Consider the following 18,439-nt stretch of genomic DNA (forward strand, 5'->3'; position numbering starts at 1 on the left):
ATCGAAAAACGTTGTGTTACTCGAAGTCAGAAGAAATGCTGAAACACTCTATTAGATTGCTACTTCACTACTTGAAACACCAATCGATACCAGCATTTGCGTAATTCATACTTCATTCAGCAACGCCCAATTTTGTTTGGTGGGGATTGTCTTTGAGTAGGGCGCGGGCGATTTCCAGGGTGCGGGGATGGCCCGGAAATTTCTCAACGGCTTCTTCCCAATATTTCGGTTCTGTCTTCCCCAGCACATATAAAGCTTCGACTGACGCAGTATCTTGAGAATGGTGTTTTAGCAAACCTTCCCAAGCTGCCTTGGCTTTCTTGGTGTTGCCGGTGAGTTCGTAAGCTTGCGCTCGCTTGAGAGCAATCTGTCCGTTTAGGACGCGATATTCAAACTCTAGTCCTTTTAACCGTTCCAGTGCCTTTTCTCCCTGCTTAGAGGCAATCAGATCGCTTGCCAGGAGATAACGGGCGCGGCTGCGGTCGAGGGATCTTGGCCCTGCGGCGATCGCTTCTAGCTGTGATGCTCGCTTTTGTGGGGGTAGCGAGATTAAAGACACAACCGCAGAGTTGTCGTTCTGATTTCCCGACATCAAGAAACTACCGTACCCATGCATCGGCACCCAGCCAACGACTTTTTCCAGCCAGACGCCATACTTAGTTGGCAACAAGGTTGCTCCCAACAGTATTGCGCTTAGTCCCACACTAGCAGCGATCGCTACTTTGTTTCTCCATCTCGATTGATGGGAGCGGGAAAAACTAAACTGTGACTTTCTCCGGGCAAAAATCGAACGTGACTTCCTCATGTAACCTCCTTGCGGCGGACATTGCTCTGTCCATCTAGCATTTCCGTAACGCCGATCTAGTTATTCGCTTTTTCCAGATGGAAGACCAAATCGGTCGTATTATTTACAAGCCATCCTTCTAGTAACCGACGGCTCGTTGACTCTCGATCGCTAATGGGTAAAAATACTTTAGAGAAAAAAGAATGGAAGGAGAGCGTGACAGACACGCCGCGTTTGCACTTGCGGGAGATCCCCTGGCAATTGGATGATTTAAGGAAGCGATGGAATTGACCAGCATTCTAAATTTGAGCGATGAGAAGCTCGCGAGTATTTTGCAGTCCCTGATTTGAGAGCCTAATTTTAAAGTTGGTAGCAGTGCCATCATGCGGGTGGGTTCTGGTAGCCCGATTCGCTGCCATCATGCTTATGGAACTAAACGATAAACGTTGAAATTAGACAGCTCGTACAAAGCGATCGCTGTTTGTGCCCGATTAATTAAGAAGCACAAGCGCAAAACTCTTTGAATTCGCTGGCGGTGTGCCATTTTGCTCCCGCGCTGACTGCTCCATTCAGCAGCCATTGACATGGAACTCTATTTAAACCAGGATAATCGATTTAAGCGAGCAGCCGAATATAAATGATCCCCGTCAGTAGGCGTCAGAAAGATTAATGAGGACTGAGGACTGAGGACTGAGGACTGAGGACTTGAGGACTGAGGACTGAGGACTGAGGACTGAGGACTGAGGACTGAGGACTGAGGACTGAGGACTGAGGACTGAGGACTGAGGACTGAGGACTGAGGACTGAGGACTGAGGACTGAGGACTGAGGAAGTGAGGACTGAGGAAGTGAGGACTGAGTAAAGCCCCTACTTAAAAGTATGGGCTTGAAACAAGGACATTTTAAGTCTCGCAGTGCGTGTCTCTACCTAATTTTTTTCTTTCTTCTCCATAGAATCAAGCCAGGGGCTTCAGATTTAGTGTGAATAATGATTAAATCTTTTGTCTACTCAGTCCTGACTCCTGACTCCTGACTCCTGACTCCTGACTCCTGACTCCTGACTCCTGACTCCTGACTTCCTCAGTCCTCAGCCCTCAGTCCTCACTCCTCAGCCCTCAGCCCTCACTCCTCAGCCCTCACTCCTCAGCCCTCAGTCCTCAGTCCTCAGCCCTCAGTCCTCTCTATGAGAACATCGGTGTTCAAAATTGATTAACACAAATTTCCGAAAAATTTATATTATCCCCCCACATCTGGGAGAAAATCCCCCAGCAGAGAGTAGACACGCGGCTGTCTAGGTAATAAATGGATAGCCGCATATATCACCTGCTAGAAGCTGCCGAGAAACTCTTAAAAATTCTTCAATTTTTTAGGATGCAGGAAACTTCTTGCAAAAATGGCAAAGCCTGACCAGAGCAGGCTAAAGAAGTTGTATTGCTACACTATTTAAAAGATTTTTGCAAGAAGTCTTTAGTTAATTTTTGAGTGCAGTCGGCTGACCATCCGAATATTTAGCGACCAACTGGGCAACCTGTGGATTGTACAACCTGAGGTAATTCCAGTAGTTTCCAAAAACCTGCCTGACGTAGCCTTTAGTTTCCTCAAAGGGAATTTCTTCGACAAATTCATCTGGATCGATAGACGGCCCTTTTTCTTTTAGCCATTTCGATACATTACCGGGACCCGCATTGTAACTGGCAACGGCTAACAAGGAATTATTGTTGTATTCCTTGTGGGTATAATCCAAAAACCAGGTGCCCAGCTTCACGTTATCGTTGGGATTTTCGGTGTTAAATTGCTTGACGCCAATTTTATCCGCCACCCATTTGCCGGTTCCGGGCATTACCTGCATTAAGCCAACTGCACCCGCAACCGAACGAATTTTTGGCTCAAATCGGGACTCTTGCCGAATCAGGGCGGTGACAAGCAGGGGATTGAGCTGGCGCTGTTGCGACCAGTTTTCGATAATTTCCAAGAACGGGAACGGATACAAGGTGTGCCAGTAAACGGGTTGTTTGCGGATTGTTTTGTATTCAGCTTGCTCTTCGGGTGTTTCTCGGTCTTCCAGAGTAGAAACCAGATTCATTCCTTTGAGGTGGTTGCCCAATCCCACCTGCATGATGCCGTTGGTAAATTGTTCGGCAACGGTTGGCTGCATCCGGTTCTGAAATTCTGCCTGCCAGAGCGTCCAAGCATCCCATTTTTGACCGAGCTGGTACAATTCCTTCAACGTTTCAGACCCGGCAGGTAGGATGGGATGCTCGACGGGTCGCACCACTTGCGGGGACAATTGACGCATGGTGGTAAAGTCTCCGACGTCCCAGCCCAACAAGACGGCAGATCGCCACGCATAGTAAGACTGGGGGTATTTCGCCAGGACGTGTTCGTAAGCGGCTTTCGCATCCTGCTGACGCCCTAGTTTGGCGGCCCATTTGCCGACCCAAAAGCCAGCTCTGGGAGCCAAAATATGATCGGGGTTTTGGTTGGCGATTGGCTGCGCCCATTGCCAAGCCCCTAAGAAATCCCCTAGCGTCGCTTTGGCTTGGGCGACTTTCCAGCGGTATTCTGCGGCGACATCGGAATTGCCATATTTAGTCAGTAGCAATTGACGAGCTTCAGCGGCTGATTTGTCGCTGTTGAGACGATCGAGGATTTCGGCTTTGGCGAGGAGTGCCTCACCGGCTTCGTCGGGAAATTTGCTGATGACGAGGTCGAGATAGGCGATCGCTTCTGGTGGCTGCGATGATAAAGAAGCCAGACGCCTCAAAGCTAGTCCGGTTTCTTTGGCATCGGGAAATTGCTTAATCATCTGTTGATAAGCAATTTTAGCTTCGGTTCGTTTGTCGCCGAGATGGAGTCCGCGCCCAATGCGGTAGGCGTGGAGGGAGGTGCGGGGGGCTTTGGCGTAGGCTTGTCCGGCTTTGCGGTACTGACGGTTTTCCCAGTAGCTATAAGCGATCGCTTGCCAATCTTCTGGCTTGAGCAGCGCTGTGCCTTTCTGCTTGAGTGCCGCTTCATGCAAAGTCACCAGCCGATCCAGAATTGGGAGAATGCCGGGGTCGTCTGGGGCGTTTTTGGCTAAATGTAAGAGCAATCTGGGTTGATTGGGATTCTTACTCAGGGAAGAACGCACAATTTCCAGGGTGCGGGGATGGCTTTTGAACTGAGCGATCGCTTGTTCTCTGTACTTGGGATTCTTTTGCCCCAGCACAAACAACGCTTCTGCAGCGACGGGATTATCAGGATAACTTTCGAGCAAATTCTGCCAAGCTGCTGTGGCTTTTGCTTTGTCCCCGGCAAGTTGGTAAGCTTGGGCGCGTTTCAGGGCAACGTAAGGAGCAAGAACCCGATAGTCTGCCTCCAATCCTTCCAAAGACCTGAGGGCAACTTTAGGCTGTTGTTGCATCAAATCTGTAGCCAACAGATAGCGGGCGCGGCTGCGTTCTGGGGATGGGGTGCCATTGGCGATCGCTTCTAGTTGTGCGACCCGCTGTGCCGCCGGTAGCGACGCCAATGGCAAAACAGAAGTCGTGGATTGACTCCCCTGGCTCAAGAGGGTTTTATCGGGGGACTGACTGTTCAGTGTTAATTTCTCCAGCCAACTGGTCAATTGCGGGACTGACAGCGTTGCCCCAGCGACTAGCGCCAGTAGCCCTGCTCCAACACTCAGCAAAATTTTATTTTTCTGTGCAAGCTTTAGCATCGATCCTTACCAACCCCAAAAGGGCAACAACCTTGTATTCCGTTAGCACCGTCTACAGAGAATCCAACGCAACTCCATCGGAGGGGTTTCTTGAATGGGAAACAAGTCACGTCCGCTCGTCCAGGATACAAACCAATTGGTCGGGGGCCATGCCTCTTGCGGAAGGTGAGTGCGCTCATAGTCAAGCACAGACTCATCCGACAGCATTTCCAGAGGTAAGTCCTCCATCGCTAGCTTCAGCTCCGATCGCGTCATGATATACGATCCTGCTACCTGTGACATTTCCCGCACCCGATCGTTCGGCTCATATCCATCCACAGCTAGAAAGACGTTGAACAACAACAGACCGCCACCTTGGATAACATCGCACATTTTCGCCAGGAGTAAGCGGACTTGATCGTTATCCCGAAAGTGAGAAACCACTTCCGCCACAATTACTAATTTGTAATGAGCGGGTCGCATTCTCACGAGGGGGTCGAGGATATCACCCTGAATGACTCGAATCGGTAAATTTTCCGCAATTGCCGCATTTAACAATTGTTCCGCCAAACCGGGAGTCAGTTCTAAGGCATCAACCGGATGACCTTTTTGAGCCAAGGGAAGGCTATTGCGACCCGTTCCCGCTCCCACATCAAGAATGGGGTTCCGAGCCGGATCTCCCAATTCAGCAGCCGTTGCCATTACTTTCGCGTCTGGGTGGCTGCCAAATAGGGGCGGCTCTCGGTTCTGAATCCACTGCTGGTACTGCTGGGCAACCGATAAAATCGTGGTTGAGACGTTACAGTTGAGGCTATTTGAGGAAGCGGGATCGGGTTCGTATTGAATGACTAATCGAGCATGAGGAGAAGCCAGAAAACCTTCTTGAATCTTAGATGCAATCAGATCGCGCAATTTTTGCAGCTCTTCGGGAGAGAGTTGGCGACCAATCGCCTCAAACAGCCGCTCCAGCCGATTGAGTGCATAATCTAGCATTGATGGCACGCATGGCATCGTCAGTTCGCCACGGGCAGAGGAATGATGATTAAACTGTCTCTGGAGATTCTTCTGTAGCAGGCTCGGATCGAGGCTTGCTGCCAACTGGTTGCTAGGAACTGGCGCATTGGATGGCGACGAAAGAGGTTGGGGTTCTCTCTTAGCTTTGGAAACCATCAATCCGCTCCTAAGTCCATTGGATGATTCGCAAAAAGTGCATTCCTATAAAGTGTATCTACAGGGGACAAGTTACGCGGGTGGGCGGACAGGTCTTGTTGATGATTTTTTGAGCAATACTGTTACAGGTAGTGCTTTAAGGTAAGAGCCGGGGATGGATATTCGAGCGATTGATACGCCACGTTTGGACTGGACTGGGGACGCTCTCGCCCTTGGGTTTTTTGAGGACGCGGTGGAGGTGACAGACGATTTAGCGGCGCTGGATGAGAAGTTTGCCGGTACGCTGAACGAACTGATTGCAGAAACTGAATTTAAGGGAAAAGAAGGGAGTAGTGCTGTCACCCGCGTGGGTGCGGGTAGCCCAGTTCGGAAAATTATTCTGGTAGGACTGGGGAAAGCAGACGCTTTTAAACCGGATACTCTGCGGCGAATCGGTGCAGCGATCGCTCGGTTAGCGAAGAAGGAAAAGAGCAAAACTCTGGGGATTAGTCTGCCGGTGTGGAATCATGCCCCCGATGCAACGACTGGGGCGATCGCGGAAGGGATACTGCTGGCTCTTCATCAGGATAATCGCTTTAAGTCAGAACCGGAGGATAAGGAGCCACAGCTAGAGCGGGTGGATTTACTGGGATTGGCAGGTCAGGAAGAAGCCATTACTCGCGCTCAATCCCTATGTTCGGGCGTGATTCTGGCGCGGGAACTGGTTGCTGCACCGCCGAATGAATGCACTCCCATGACGATGGCCGAAACTGCACAAGCGATCGCTTCTAACCACAACCTCCAGTTAGAAATTCTGGAACAAGAAGAGTGCGAAAAATTGGGCATGGGTGCGTTCTTGGGTGTTGCCAAAGCTTCCGAGATGCCGCCTAAGTTTATCCATCTCACCTACAAGCCGGAAGGCACTCCCCGCCGTAAATTGGCAATCATTGGTAAGGGTCTGACTTTCGATTCTGGCGGTCTAAACATTAAAGGCGCGGGTAGCGGCATCGAAACCATGAAGATGGACATGGGGGGTGCTGCGGCTACCCTAGGTGCGGCGAAGGCGATTGGTCAACTCAAACCAGATGTCGAAGTTCACTTTATCTCAGCGGTTACTGAGAATATGATCAGCGGTGGCGCTATGCACCCAGGCGACATCCTCAAGGCATCCAACGGCAAAACGATTGAAGTGAACAACACTGATGCGGAAGGTCGATTGACTTTAGCAGATGCGCTGGTATTTGCCGAAAAGCTCGGCGTTGATGCCATTGTCGATTTAGCCACGCTGACGGGTGCTTGCGTAATTGCCCTAGGCGATGATATTGCGGGGTTGTTTACCCCCAATGACACAGTTGCTCAAGAGTTGCTGCAAGCATCGGAAAAGGCAGGTGAAAAGCTATGGCGGATGCCGATGGAAGAGAAATACTTTGAAGGCATCAAGTCCCCCATTGCCGATCTGAAAAATACGGGACCTCGTCCGGGTGGTTCGATTACGGCTGCCCTCTTTTTGAAGCAGTTTATCCAAGAGACTCCTTGGGCGCACCTCGACATCGCCGGTCCCGTCTGGACGGATAAAGAGAACGGGGTCAACAATTCCGGTGCTACGGGTTACGGTGTCCGCACCCTAGTCAACTGGGTACTGAGCAACTGAATCTCAGATGCAAATTACCCATGATCAAGGGCTTTGTAATGGGTAATCGTCAGTCGTCTTAGGGACACAGACATTGCCTGTGTCCCGACTTTTCCTCAATCACCCATTAATTACCGTCTTTTGTTTTTTGCTTTTCACCCTCAACAGCTTGTTGAACGCCAGGGCTATCGAGAATCTCTTTTGCCATATTCATAAATTTTAGGCTGTCTGGATGAACAGTGCGCCTGAGCTGCGGCACTGGTTCTGGCGGTGACTGAGATTGTTCTGGTGTAAATTTGTGGTCTTCTGAATTCATCAAATACTTGCGCGACCTACACCCCAATTTGTTCGGGATTGAGAACTGAGTGAAGCATGAGAACGCTCAACACTCAGCACATTTTGAGGGGAGAAGCCGCACCCTCCAACTCAAAGACATTAAGCATTTGCTTTTCCAAATATTTTAACGGAACGAGCGTAATTTAGGTCGTGCCTCGCGCAAGTGTGAAGTAGACAAGTTGCCTTGTACCACGTCTAGGAATTCGCAAATTTCTGCCGCACGCTTGGGGTGATGCACATTACCTACTAAGCCCGATTGGAGCTAGCCCGCATCCTCACTGCCAAACTCCTCACTGCCAGACTATGGCTGCGGGCTAGCTCCAAAACCACGAGAATTTAGGCAATTTATCCGCCCTATTGCCATTGTGGAGTATACGAGTATCCCAAAACCCTCGATTGCCGAATCCTACTTATGTCCTATGACTGATGATATTATTTACCTATCTTTTTAAAATCTTGGGTGAAGATAAGAGACGTTTTTATAACCATTCTAATCTAACTTTATCTAAACTTCACAAAAGTTCCTGCAAAACCCGGCAATTTTAAAGATTAAGTAAAGATACTTGCCCTTGCATAGATGAGTTCGTAAGTATTGGGTAAAATTTTATGAATATTTAATAAAGTTCTCAGTAAAAATCTTGAGCAAATGCTGTAGATTTAACCAAGGAAACTGAGGTTGACTGCTGAGAGCGATCGCTCCGCTGTCAGTCTACTCAAGTAGGATGACGGAGAAGATTCAGAGGCATCCTAAGACGCTCGACGTACCCCCAAGCAATTCGGCGGCAAGCGCCAGGGCGGTAGGTAGAGTTACCAATCTGCATCATTACTAACACAACATCGGCATCTATCTACTCAAAAAACCGGTCAAAACTTATGGTTGACGTTACAGTAGCCATTCCCACCTTTAATAGTGAAAAGCGTTTACCCGAAGTTCTCGATCGACTCAGAGAGCAGATCAACACCGAACACTTTTCGTGGGAAATTCTTGTTGTTGATAACAACAGCACCGACAAGACAGCAAAAATTGTTCGAGAGTATCAAGCCAACTGGTCAGAAATTGCTCCGTTATACTACACGTTGGAAGTTGAGCAGGGAGCAGCATTTGCGCGACAACGGGCTGTTGAAGAAGCCAGAGGCACTTTAATTGGCTTTTTAGATGATGACAACCTACCTGACTCTAACTGGGTTGCCGCTGCTTATGCCTTCGGTCAAGCGCATCCAGAAGCGGGTGCATACGGTAGCCAAATCCACGGAAATTTTGAAGTCGAGCCACCTGAGAATTTTAAAAAAATCGCTTGTTTCTTGGCATTAGTGGATCGAGGCGCGGACGCCAGCCGCTACGAACCGCGCCAGAAGATCCTGCCTCCAGGGGCAGGATTAGTGGTTCGCAGACAAGCTTGGCTGGAGAACGTTCCCAAGCGCCTCGTCCTCAATCACAAGGGGAGAGAAGCTAAGTTAGCCAGTGAAGATTTGGAAGCCACATTGCATATTCAGCGGACGGGTTGGGAAATCTGGTATAATCCCGAAATGCGTGTTTACCATCAAATTCCCCGTTGGCGATTGGAAAAAGATTACCTGATTTCTGTCGTGCGTTGCGTGGGTTTAAGTCGGTATCACATTCGGATGCTCGGTCTTAAGAACTGGCAAAGACCTATAGCTTTTCCAGCTTACCTGCTCAACGATCTCCGCAGGCTGATGCTTCACCTGATTAAATATCGAGGAGAGAGCCAAATAGACTTGATTGCGGCTTGCGAGCGGGAACTACTGTTATCTAGCTTGATTAGTCCTTTTTTCCTTTTAAAAAATAAATACTTAGAAATTGGGCAAGCTAAAATATTTGGCTTGAGAGAAGACATTAATTCCTTGCCAGGACTTGGTAGATCAAAAAGTATCTACTGCCCCATAAGTAAGCAAGGTTAACCACTCAAAAATTCGACTGGATACAACATTTAGCCGTGGGGATTGATGATAGCTTACACGGCTACTGTGAAGGCAACTTCCGAATCCCAAGCAGGGCTTGTAAATATGTCTCAGGTGGACTTTACTGTAGCAATTCGCACTTACAATGGGGAAAAGCTTCTACCAGCAGTTTTGGAGCGATTGCGATCGCAGATGGGCACCGAGCAGATTTCTTGGGAAATTGTTGTCGTCGATAACAATAGCACTGACAACACCGCCAAAATCCTTCAAGAATATCAATCTAACTGGTCTCAAGCGTATCCGCTCATATATTACTTTGAGCCACAGCAAGGCGCAGTGTTTGCAAGACTACGCGCCATTAAGGAAGCAAGAGGTACTTTTATTGGTTTTTTGGATGATGATAATTTTCCGACCCCTAATTGGGTAGCAGCAGCCTATTCTTTCGGTAAATCTCATCCCAAAGCGGGTGCTTTTGGAGGTCAGATAAAAGGAGAATTTGAAGTTTATCCGCCAGAAAACTTTGAAAGAATACAATCTTTTTTGGCACTGAAAGAACGGGGTTCAAAACCTAACTTATATGACCCGGAAAATTTAAGCCTTCCTCCAGGAGCCGGATTAGTTGTCCAAAAACAAGTTTGGCTGGATAACGTTCCCGCTCAACTCGTTCTTCAGGGACCAGTTGGGTCATCTTTGGCAGCCAAAGGAGAAGATTTTGAAGCGCTACTATACATCGGACGCGCTGGTTGGGAAATTTGGTACAACCCCGAAATGTGTATTTATCATCAAATTCCCAAGTGGCGACTAGAGAAAGATTACTTAATAACCCTGATTCGGGGGGTAGGCTTAAGTATTTGTCAGCTCCGCATGATTAATGCTAGTAATTGGCAAAAGCCAATTATTATTACCAGAATCCTTTTAGGCAACCTGCGTAGAGCCATTCTTCAACTGATTAAATATAGAGGCAAGTTGAAAACTGACCTAGTTGCTGCCTGCGAAATGGAATTTTTCTTGAGCAGTTTAGCGAGTCCATTTTATTTGTTTAAAAAGAGTATGCAAATAAAATTTCTAACCTGGAAAAATTAGTAGGGATGTAACTCTCAGCAACTAAGTAGTTCGTGTAACTTTGGTGAAATAATTTTATTAAGCTCAGACTCGTTTACGTTTAACAATGTTCAATTAATCAAACGAACGCCTATTGAACTAAACTTGACATAAACGTGCCAGATTTTACCTGGTTGAACTGTTTTTAAGAAGGGTAGTCGCATCAACCATGTCAATTTTTAAGAAAAGAATTAAGGTTTTGCTCTATGGAAATGTACATGGAGCTTATCGCTGCGAAAATTTGATCAAGTTTTTGTTAGATTCTGGATACTATGTTTCCTTCGTCTATCCAGACTTTTACCTCCGAGGAAGAGGAAAACAAACCTTTTTTACTCAATTTATTCGCAAAATTTTCTCTAAATTTTATCTCATAGAGCTTTTTGTAAAAGCTGCTTTGGCAGACGTAATCTACGTATTGCCAATGAGTGCTAATTTTATTCAAAGTGCTTTGTGGGTATCAAAACTCTTTAAAAATAAACTGGTCATAGAACCATACATATCGATGTATGACACTTATGTAAGAAATAAGGATGACATCAAAGAAGGAAGTAAAGCAGCCAAAGAAATATTGAAGAAAGATATACTAGCGTTTACGAAAACAGATTATATTATTCACTTGTCCGCTTATGAACTTGCCTACTGGGCAAAAGTTTTAGAAATTGAACTCGATCCAAATAAAGTTTTTATTGCTCCTTTGTTTACAGAATCGAGACTTAGCCTTAAAAGACAATTTATGCAGGAGGGTCTCCTAAATATCTGTTGGTGGGGAACAATTCTTCCTCTACACGGCGTAGATAATATATTACAAGCTATGAAAATTTTGAAGGAAAAAGAGCTACTGTTTACCTGCAATTTATTTGGTGCCTATGGATCTGGATATGCAGAACGGTTTCATGCCTACGAAAACAAAATTAAGCAAGATGAACTAAGCGATCGCGTTTTTCTTAGAAAAGATTTAAAGTTTTCTGATCGATCTCTACCTAAATATCTAGTAGAAAACTGCGACGTAGCCTTGGGTGTATTTGGTAATAACGAAAGGGCGCGTAATAGTGCAACCCCCAACAAACTGGTCGAATCCCTGGCAATGGGAATACCAACCTTGAATATGAACTTTCCTGGGTTAAAAGAATTCTTTAACCCAGAAGTAGACTTTTGGACTTGCGAACCTACAGGTGAATCCATAGCTCAAACAATTCTGGCAATCGTCAATGGTACAGCCCCTGCCGTAGACTGGGAACAGACTCGCCAGAAGGCATTGAATACTTTTAGCCTAACTCGATATCAGGAGGTAGTAACTAAAGTCTTAGATAAAGTTGAAGATGACTTGCAAAAAGAATAAGTGTCAAATTATATTGAGTAGCCAGGATAGAAAATTACTGAATGTAACTACGGGTGCGAATGGGAAGATTGATTCATGAAATTAAGTGTGATTATTCCCTGTTTTAATGCAGCAGATACCCTTCCTATTCAACTTGAAGCATTGGCAAACCAAGACTACTTTGACTCATGGGAAGTAATTATCTCTGATAACGGCTCCACTGACGATTCAGTAGCAATTGTGGAACAATATAAAGAACGGTTACCCAATCTCCGCATCGTTGATTCATCTAAACAGCAGGGGCGTTCCTTTGCACGTAATACTGCTGCAAAAACGGCGACTGGGGACGCATTGGCGTTCTGCGATGCTGATGACGAAGTGGCTCCTGGATGGGTCGCTGCTATGGGCAAGGCGCTCTCGAAGTATGAATTCGTTGCGGGTCGCCTCGAATATAAAAAACTTAACGAACCTTGGGTACAAAAAGCTTATACACTTAAGCAGAAAAATGGGCTTCTTGAATACAAATATCCCCCTTATCTGCCTTTTGCAGGTAGCTGCAATCTTGGTCTTAAACGCTCGTTGCATGAATCTGTCGGCGGTTTTGATGAAAACATGATCCGGCTGCAAGATGTAGACTATTGTTGGCGGCTCCAACTTGCCGGAATAAAACTTCACTTTGTAAAAGACGCAGTCGTTCATTACCGGCTCCGCAGCACTCTGAACGGTATGTACGAGCAGGCACGCTTGTGGGGAGAGTACGATGTTTTTCTATATAAAAAGTATCAACCATTGGGTATGCCCCAGCTTTCATGGAAGACCAGTGGAAAAGCTTGGTTGCACTTGTTGAAGCGCCTTCCGAAGGAATTTTTTACTAAGGAAACCCGTAGTAAATGGGTAAAAGATTTGGCTTGGCGCATCGGACGGTTACAAGGTTGCGTCAAGTACCGGATTTTAGCCTTCTAAACGTTGCAATTATTCTCTGAGATGCAGGACAGGAGCTTTAATGTTTTCAAGAATTAGAGTTGTAACATTTGTAATTTTTTGGGTGCTTTACCTTTTCTCCAGCTTATCTCTTTTTTTTACGGGAGTATTTGGAATCAAGCGTTCCGACGTACTATTTCATTCAGATTATCATCGAGTTATTACTCAACTAACAACGTATAAAATAAGTTTTTGGCGCACTCATACTCATCCCTTATTCATTCTCATCTTTAATCCTTTAGGGTTTTTACTCAAAAAAATAATTGGTTCTGCGGAAATTGTTGGCATACTATTCAGTACCTTTTTTGGAGCTGTTTGCGTTGTTTTAGCTTTAGTTTTTTTCCAAAAATTGGGGTTTAAATCTTTTCACGCCATACTGTACTCGGCTATCTTAGGATTATCTACATCTCATATATTTTTCAGTTCGGTTCCCGATACGTTTATTTTTGCTGCATGTAGTCTAATTATTATTTATTTGTTGGCAGTTGCTTACCCAGGCAGCTTAATATACATGGTTCCAGCAACTATTTTTGCGCTCGGCATGGTAATAAGTAACGTAGTGCAGGGTATTCTTGTCTATTTTTTCAGCATCTATCAGAGTAGATTTAATAAAAAACTTTTTATAAAACTGATTACTTTCATCGGGTTAGTTTTATCTGGTGCCATTGCTTTAAATATCTTGCAGAAGTTGATATATCCAAGTGCCGATCTGTTTTTTATTCCAGGAAGCTATTATTCTAAAGAAGGGAATTATGTAAATTTGCCCGATCAATCTGGTCATATTTCTAGAATCCTAAAATTGTTAGGATATATTTTTATATTCAATTTTATTGCTCTTAAGCCGCATATATGGAGAACTGCTGAAGATAACCCACCTTCTTGGGTAAAACTTAATTCTGAACCTGCACCTTGGGTGAACTTCGATCCTCCATCTATTACAGCACTTTACATACCAGGCATTATCGCTTTTTTGCTTTGGACAATATTACTTCTTTGGAGTCTTTATGCCTTTATTAAGTTTCGCTCCGATAAAATACCGATAATGAGGAGTTTAGTTTTTTGTATATTATTTAATTTTTTACTACACAACATCTATGGAAAAGACTATGAGCTGTTCTTGTTTACACCCAACTGGACTTTTTTGGTATTGAGCTGGGTAGCTCTTTCTCTAAAATTCTACAGTCATGCAGAAGGGATTGCCCCTAAAGTATTGAATGCCTTATTATTGCTGTTTGTAATCAGCCAACTTTTGAACAATGCACAATTTGTTGAAACGTTAGTTTCATTATATCAACAATCAAATTTAAGCTTAAACAAAGCATAACAAGTTTCGTATCCAAGATAGAATACACTTAAGTATTGCCAAATTGCCGTAAGCTAGCTTGAACTGATTAAAGGAGTTGATACGGCTAAAAAAACTAACTAGCAAAAGTCTAAAATTAAAATTGAGTTAAGGACTACAGAAGAAGCCTATGTATTTTTCGCTTATTTTAGTCAATTTACTTAACTATTGGCGAAGATTAAATTCTTTAACCCGAAACCTCTTGCTCTTTACCTTTGCTAATATTGTCATCGTAAATTTTATATTAATAGTCCTATTTTTTACAGACTGGAAAGATTTAGGACTATCTAGAACTGAAATATTTTTGCGATATGGGCGAACCATCAATGACTCATGGGAACCCATGCTAGAAGCGTTCAACTATATTCAATCCGAGCATCAGGAATTATTGTATTCTAAAGTTTTTTTTGAAGGACAAACAAAGTTTCAGTATCCCCCTACCTCTCTGCTAGTCTTTTACTTTCTAAAAATAAATGTGGTTGAGAAATTCCTAGGAAGTATTGGATTATCTATATTTAATACTTTAAAATTAATTTCATGGAATTTTATCCTACTAACGATCTTCTTTGTTATCCAGATATTTAATTTAAGTTTAAAGAAGCACAAGGGTAAAGAAAACGGAGATATATCGAGATTCGAGCTGATTGCTATCAATGTTCTCCTGGTTTGTTTAACTTTGACTTTTTATCCGGTAGTGAAAGCCTATACATTAGGGCAAATTCAGTGTTGGCTCAATGCTCTGTTTGCTGTGCTTTTTTGGTGTTGGATGACAGATAGGAAAAAAATTGCAGGCATTTTAGGAGGGGTAATGTGCCTGATTAAGCCTCAGTATGCTCTAATTTTGATATGGGGAATTTTGCGTAAACAATGGAGCTTTACTCTCGGCTTTGTAGCCGCCAGTTTGCTGGGACTGATAGTTTCAATATCGCTAATCGGCTTTGCAGATCATGTTAACTACTTAAGTGTATTATCCTTTATTTCCAAGCACGGCGAAACTTTTTTTACAAACCAATCAATGAATGGGGTTTTAAATAGATTGCTATTTAACGATCCCATTCTTAATTTTAAGAATAATTCTTTTCCGCCTTATAACCCTTGGGTTTACTTGGGAACAATACTTAGTTCAATCGCTTTAATTTCAGCGGCTCTATTCTTGCCAATGCTAACGAGCGAGAAAGGAAGTATTACGGATTTCTCTATTATTGCATTAACCTCCACAATTGCTTCTCCAATTGCCTGGGAACATCATTATGGTATCCTTTTGCCAATTTATGCTTTCCTACTTCCTTATTTATTAAACAGAAAAATCTTTGGAAAATTTACGATTTGTTTCTTAGCTATAAGTTATTTATTAACCAGTAATTATTTGGCGATCGCTAAGTATTTAGCATACAAGAAAATAGCTTTTATCCCCTTAAACATTTTTCTATCTTATCTACTGGCTGGAGGTTTGATGGTTTTAGTATGCTTATACATTTTAAGAAGCACGAAATATGAGGTGAATGAGAGTAAGGATAAGCTTCAAAATAACGTGGTTAGTGATTAGCAATAATTAGTGGTATTATGTGCCGCAAATAGCCTTTTAAAGTATCAGAGCCTACTTGACATACTGGTTATCAACGATTGAGCAACTTACTTTCGTATTTTCCTCAGATACTCTCCCCAAACTGGGTATCTAGGTAAGAAATTGCCTTCTTTGCCAAGTCTTTATATAAAAAACTGTATATTTACGGAATCTTGATAGTCTGTTGACGCTTTTTCGACTAAAATCATTACGGAAGAAGCTATTAAACTTTTTCTTATCTAATCTCGCCTCAAACTGGTATACCCAGATAAAAAAGCTAGTTTCTGTGAGAATTATAAGGTTATTGCATGAAAGCAGTGCTGCTTGCTGGAGGACTTGGTACTGGGCTAAGTAGAGTGGGTATTTAGTTCTATCGGAAATCATTGACTACATTGCAGATGCATCCACAGCTTGGAGTAAGAGCCAACTTAAACAGTAGCGTTGTTGACTTTAGTATTCACTACAAGCCAGGATATTTTAAAGCTAAGTTTTGCAGTAAATCTGCCTTACAGGAATTGATTTTTATCATAAAAGAGGTTTAAAAGCAAATGAAAATCCCCCGATTTCCCAGTGGTAAACAAACTTCAACTGAGCTAGCTGCTAGTCCTATAAAATTTCCTTATATTAAAGCTTTAAGACCACGCCAGTGGACCAAAAATCTGATTGTTTTTGCAGCACCCTTGTTCGCTTTCAGTATTAATCTGGAATCCTTGCTAGGCTGTTTACTGGCGTTTGTTTTGTTCTGCTTGACTTCGAGTAGTTTCTATCTACTCAATGACATCGCAGATGTAGAATCTGACCGTCAACATCCAGTCAAGAGTAAGCGACCCATTGCCGCAGGTAAGGTCAGCGTGCCAGTGGCGATGGGAATGGCAGTATGTTTGTTGGGTACTGGTTTAATTGTCGGCTGGTGGCGATCGCCCTACTTGGGAGCAACCATCACAGCATACGCACTGCTGCAAATTGCCTATAACCTGCGGCTGAAGCGGACTGTGATTTTGGATATTATTGCGATCGCGATGGGTTTTGTCTTGCGAGCCTACGCAGGTGCTGCCGCCACAAACATTGTTTTATCCCCCTGGTTTCTCCTGTGTACTGCTATGCTGGCTTTGTTTTTGGGTGTGGAAAAGCGCAAAGCAGAACTGCGGCTATTGTCAATTAGAGGTGGCAAGACCCGGTCTGTACTCAAGCGCTACTCCTTGCCTCTACTCAGCCGCATGGAGAATACAGTGACAACTGGCGCAGTCATGACCTACGCCATTTGGAGTTCCGGGCCTCAAGTCCGTGGAGCATCAACACCTTGGATGTTACTCACATTACCCTTTGTTATATACGGGATTTTTCGCTATCAGCTACTGAGCGATCCGCAAGAAATCGCTCGGCGAAGCGATATAGATGAGCAAGGAGGACAGACTGAGCGTCCGGAGGAAATTTTATTAAAAGACTTGCCTATTCTCCTGACGGTGATCGCTTGGATCGTTACAAGCTTTGTCATTCTATTACTGAAACGTCAGGGGCTAATCGAGTAATTTTTTGGGTTGTAAGTCTCTGAACTTGTTGTGGCTGTGAGTGAAGTGACCAAATGTTAAACCGAGTGGCTCTGTTTTTTTCCCGCCCTGTTAAACAGAAATCCAAAAAATCAGTTATCAACGAGGGACTTTACAGTTTTCCGCGAGAAGAGTACAGCTTGGCATCTATAGAGCTTGACTGGCTGAAGCTTTGCGGCATACAAGGTGTTATTCTCGATTTAGACAACACCATTGTTTCTGAAGACGATCGCTACTTGTCTCCCGGTGCCGAAGCTTGGATCGAACAGGCAAAATTACAAGGATTTCAATTTTTCATTCTCTCTAATGGCAAGCGCCGGTATCGGGTAAAGGCTTGGTCACATCGTCTAGATATTCCAGCTATAAATCCAGCCAAGAAACCCTTTCCTTTCGCCTTCCGTAAAGCCATCAAATATATGCGGCTGAAACCAAAACAAGTTGTCGTTATTGGTGATAGCCGCCATACAGATGTGTTAGGGGCATGGCTAAGCGGCTGTGCTAGCATCCAAGTTGCCACGCTCCCTCATCCCTTTCGATGGTGGGAAAAACTCCTGGGAAAACGAGTCCAAACGCCGTGGCCTAACGACCGCGAACTTTGGGATTTTGATTCTTTTTATTAAGCTGATTCTGGCTTAAGCAAGCTGAATATCCAAGAAAGTGTAGTTGTTTATGTTAGCTAATCTTTTGTTTCCTTTTTTAATCGTGCTGACCGTTGGCTTAAATACTCTCGCACAAACATTTTTGAAATTGGGAGCCGGTCAAAATCCCTTAAATGTTTACTTGCTGGGTGGGATTTTAGTTTACGGTCTCAGTACAGTTTTCTATATTTTGGTTTTGGGCAAGTTTAACTTATCAGTTGCTTATCCAGTTGTGATTGGCTTAACGGTGGTGGCAACGACGATTGCCGGAGCAGTTATTCTCAAAGAGAAAGTTTCCCCGGTTGATTGGGTGGGAGTGGGATTGATGCTCAGTGGAATTTGCGCGATCGCTTTTGGCAGATTGTCTTCAATAACATAGTTAGTATTCTATCGGAAGCCCTCTGGGTAACTGCTCTAATCGCAAAATTAGTCAATTTTGCGAGTTTTTTGC

General features: G+C 44.3%; 15 protein-coding genes and 1 pseudogene. 11 read left to right on the forward strand and 5 right to left on the reverse strand.

Annotation, left to right across the window (positions count from 1 at the left end; genetic code table 11):
* Positions 1-104: pseudogene (locus tag ACFW2W_RS27115) on the forward strand (IS1 family transposase); the annotation flags it as partial.
* Positions 105-112: 8 nt separating this feature from the next.
* Here the strand turns inward: ACFW2W_RS27115 and ACFW2W_RS27120 are convergent.
* From ACFW2W_RS27120 to ACFW2W_RS27135, 4 genes are all read right to left on the reverse strand, one after another.
* The gene (locus ACFW2W_RS27120; RefSeq protein ID WP_378185159.1) at positions 113-805 is read right to left on the reverse strand and encodes a tol-pal system YbgF family protein; all 693 of its coding nucleotides are present in this window, start codon (positions 803-805) and stop codon (positions 113-115) included.
* 403 nt (positions 806-1,208) lie between these two features.
* Positions 1,209-1,370 (reverse strand): hypothetical protein, encoded by a 162-nt coding sequence (locus ACFW2W_RS27125; RefSeq protein WP_378185161.1) that lies wholly within the window; start codon positions 1,368-1,370, stop codon positions 1,209-1,211.
* 884 nt (positions 1,371-2,254) lie between these two features.
* Entirely contained in the window at positions 2,255-4,483 is a 2,229-nt protein-coding gene (locus ACFW2W_RS27130) for a transglycosylase SLT domain-containing protein (protein WP_378185163.1), read from the reverse strand.
* Positions 4,484-4,525: 42 nt separating this feature from the next.
* Entirely contained in the window at positions 4,526-5,632 is a 1,107-nt protein-coding gene (locus tag ACFW2W_RS27135) for a class I SAM-dependent methyltransferase (protein WP_378185165.1), read from the reverse strand.
* A 154-nt stretch (positions 5,633-5,786) separates the two neighbouring features.
* Between ACFW2W_RS27135 and ACFW2W_RS27140 the strand changes: the two genes are divergently transcribed.
* Positions 5,787-7,262: a leucyl aminopeptidase gene (locus ACFW2W_RS27140; RefSeq protein WP_378185167.1), complete on the forward strand. Its 1,476-nt coding sequence runs from the start codon at positions 5,787-5,789 to the stop codon at positions 7,260-7,262.
* Positions 7,263-7,368: 106 nt separating this feature from the next.
* Here the strand turns inward: ACFW2W_RS27140 and ACFW2W_RS27145 are convergent, their stop codons facing one another.
* On the reverse strand, positions 7,369-7,557 hold the full coding sequence (locus tag ACFW2W_RS27145) for a hypothetical protein (protein ID WP_378185169.1): 189 nt from the start codon (positions 7,555-7,557) through the stop codon (positions 7,369-7,371).
* A gap of 893 nt (positions 7,558-8,450) precedes the next feature.
* On the opposite strand from ACFW2W_RS27145, the gene hpsE (ACFW2W_RS27150) reads away from it, so the two are divergent.
* The 9 genes from hpsE (ACFW2W_RS27150) to ACFW2W_RS27190 all read left to right on the forward strand — a co-directional run bounded on the left by hpsE (ACFW2W_RS27150) (position 8,451) and on the right by ACFW2W_RS27190 (position 18,367).
* Positions 8,451-9,497, forward strand: a complete 1,047-nt coding sequence (hpsE, locus tag ACFW2W_RS27150; protein ID WP_378185171.1) for a hormogonium polysaccharide biosynthesis glycosyltransferase HpsE — start codon at positions 8,451-8,453, stop codon at positions 9,495-9,497.
* A 105-nt stretch (positions 9,498-9,602) separates the two neighbouring features.
* Positions 9,603-10,580 (forward strand): hormogonium polysaccharide biosynthesis glycosyltransferase HpsE, encoded by a 978-nt coding sequence (gene hpsE / locus ACFW2W_RS27155; protein ID WP_378185173.1) that lies wholly within the window; start codon positions 9,603-9,605, stop codon positions 10,578-10,580.
* A gap of 187 nt (positions 10,581-10,767) precedes the next feature.
* Positions 10,768-11,937: a glycosyltransferase gene (locus ACFW2W_RS27160; RefSeq protein ID WP_378185175.1), complete on the forward strand. Its 1,170-nt coding sequence runs from the start codon at positions 10,768-10,770 to the stop codon at positions 11,935-11,937.
* A gap of 75 nt (positions 11,938-12,012) precedes the next feature.
* A complete protein-coding gene (locus ACFW2W_RS27165) occupies positions 12,013-12,879 on the forward strand; it encodes a glycosyltransferase family 2 protein (RefSeq protein WP_378185177.1) in 867 nt (288 codons plus the stop codon).
* Positions 12,880-12,919: 40 nt separating this feature from the next.
* The gene (locus ACFW2W_RS27170; protein WP_378185179.1) at positions 12,920-14,221 is read left to right on the forward strand and encodes a hypothetical protein; all 1,302 of its coding nucleotides are present in this window, start codon (positions 12,920-12,922) and stop codon (positions 14,219-14,221) included.
* Positions 14,222-14,369: 148 nt separating this feature from the next.
* Positions 14,370-15,785: a glycosyltransferase family 87 protein gene (locus ACFW2W_RS27175; RefSeq protein WP_378185181.1), complete on the forward strand. Its 1,416-nt coding sequence runs from the start codon at positions 14,370-14,372 to the stop codon at positions 15,783-15,785.
* Between the two features lie 566 nt (positions 15,786-16,351).
* A complete protein-coding gene (locus ACFW2W_RS27180) occupies positions 16,352-17,332 on the forward strand; it encodes a decaprenyl-phosphate phosphoribosyltransferase (RefSeq protein WP_378185183.1) in 981 nt (326 codons plus the stop codon).
* Positions 17,333-17,385: 53 nt separating this feature from the next.
* Positions 17,386-17,970, forward strand: a complete 585-nt coding sequence (locus ACFW2W_RS27185) for a YqeG family HAD IIIA-type phosphatase (protein ID WP_378185185.1) — start codon at positions 17,386-17,388, stop codon at positions 17,968-17,970.
* 49 nt (positions 17,971-18,019) lie between these two features.
* Positions 18,020-18,367 carry an SMR family transporter gene (locus ACFW2W_RS27190; protein ID WP_378185187.1) on the forward strand — a complete coding sequence of 116 codons (348 nt, stop codon included), beginning with the start codon at positions 18,020-18,022 and terminating at the stop codon, positions 18,365-18,367.
* Positions 18,368-18,439: the final 72 nt, after the last annotated feature.

This window comes from Coleofasciculus sp. H7-2, from assembly GCF_042747725.1.
Lineage (GTDB): Bacteria > Cyanobacteriota > Cyanobacteriia > Cyanobacteriales > FACHB-T130 > FACHB-T130.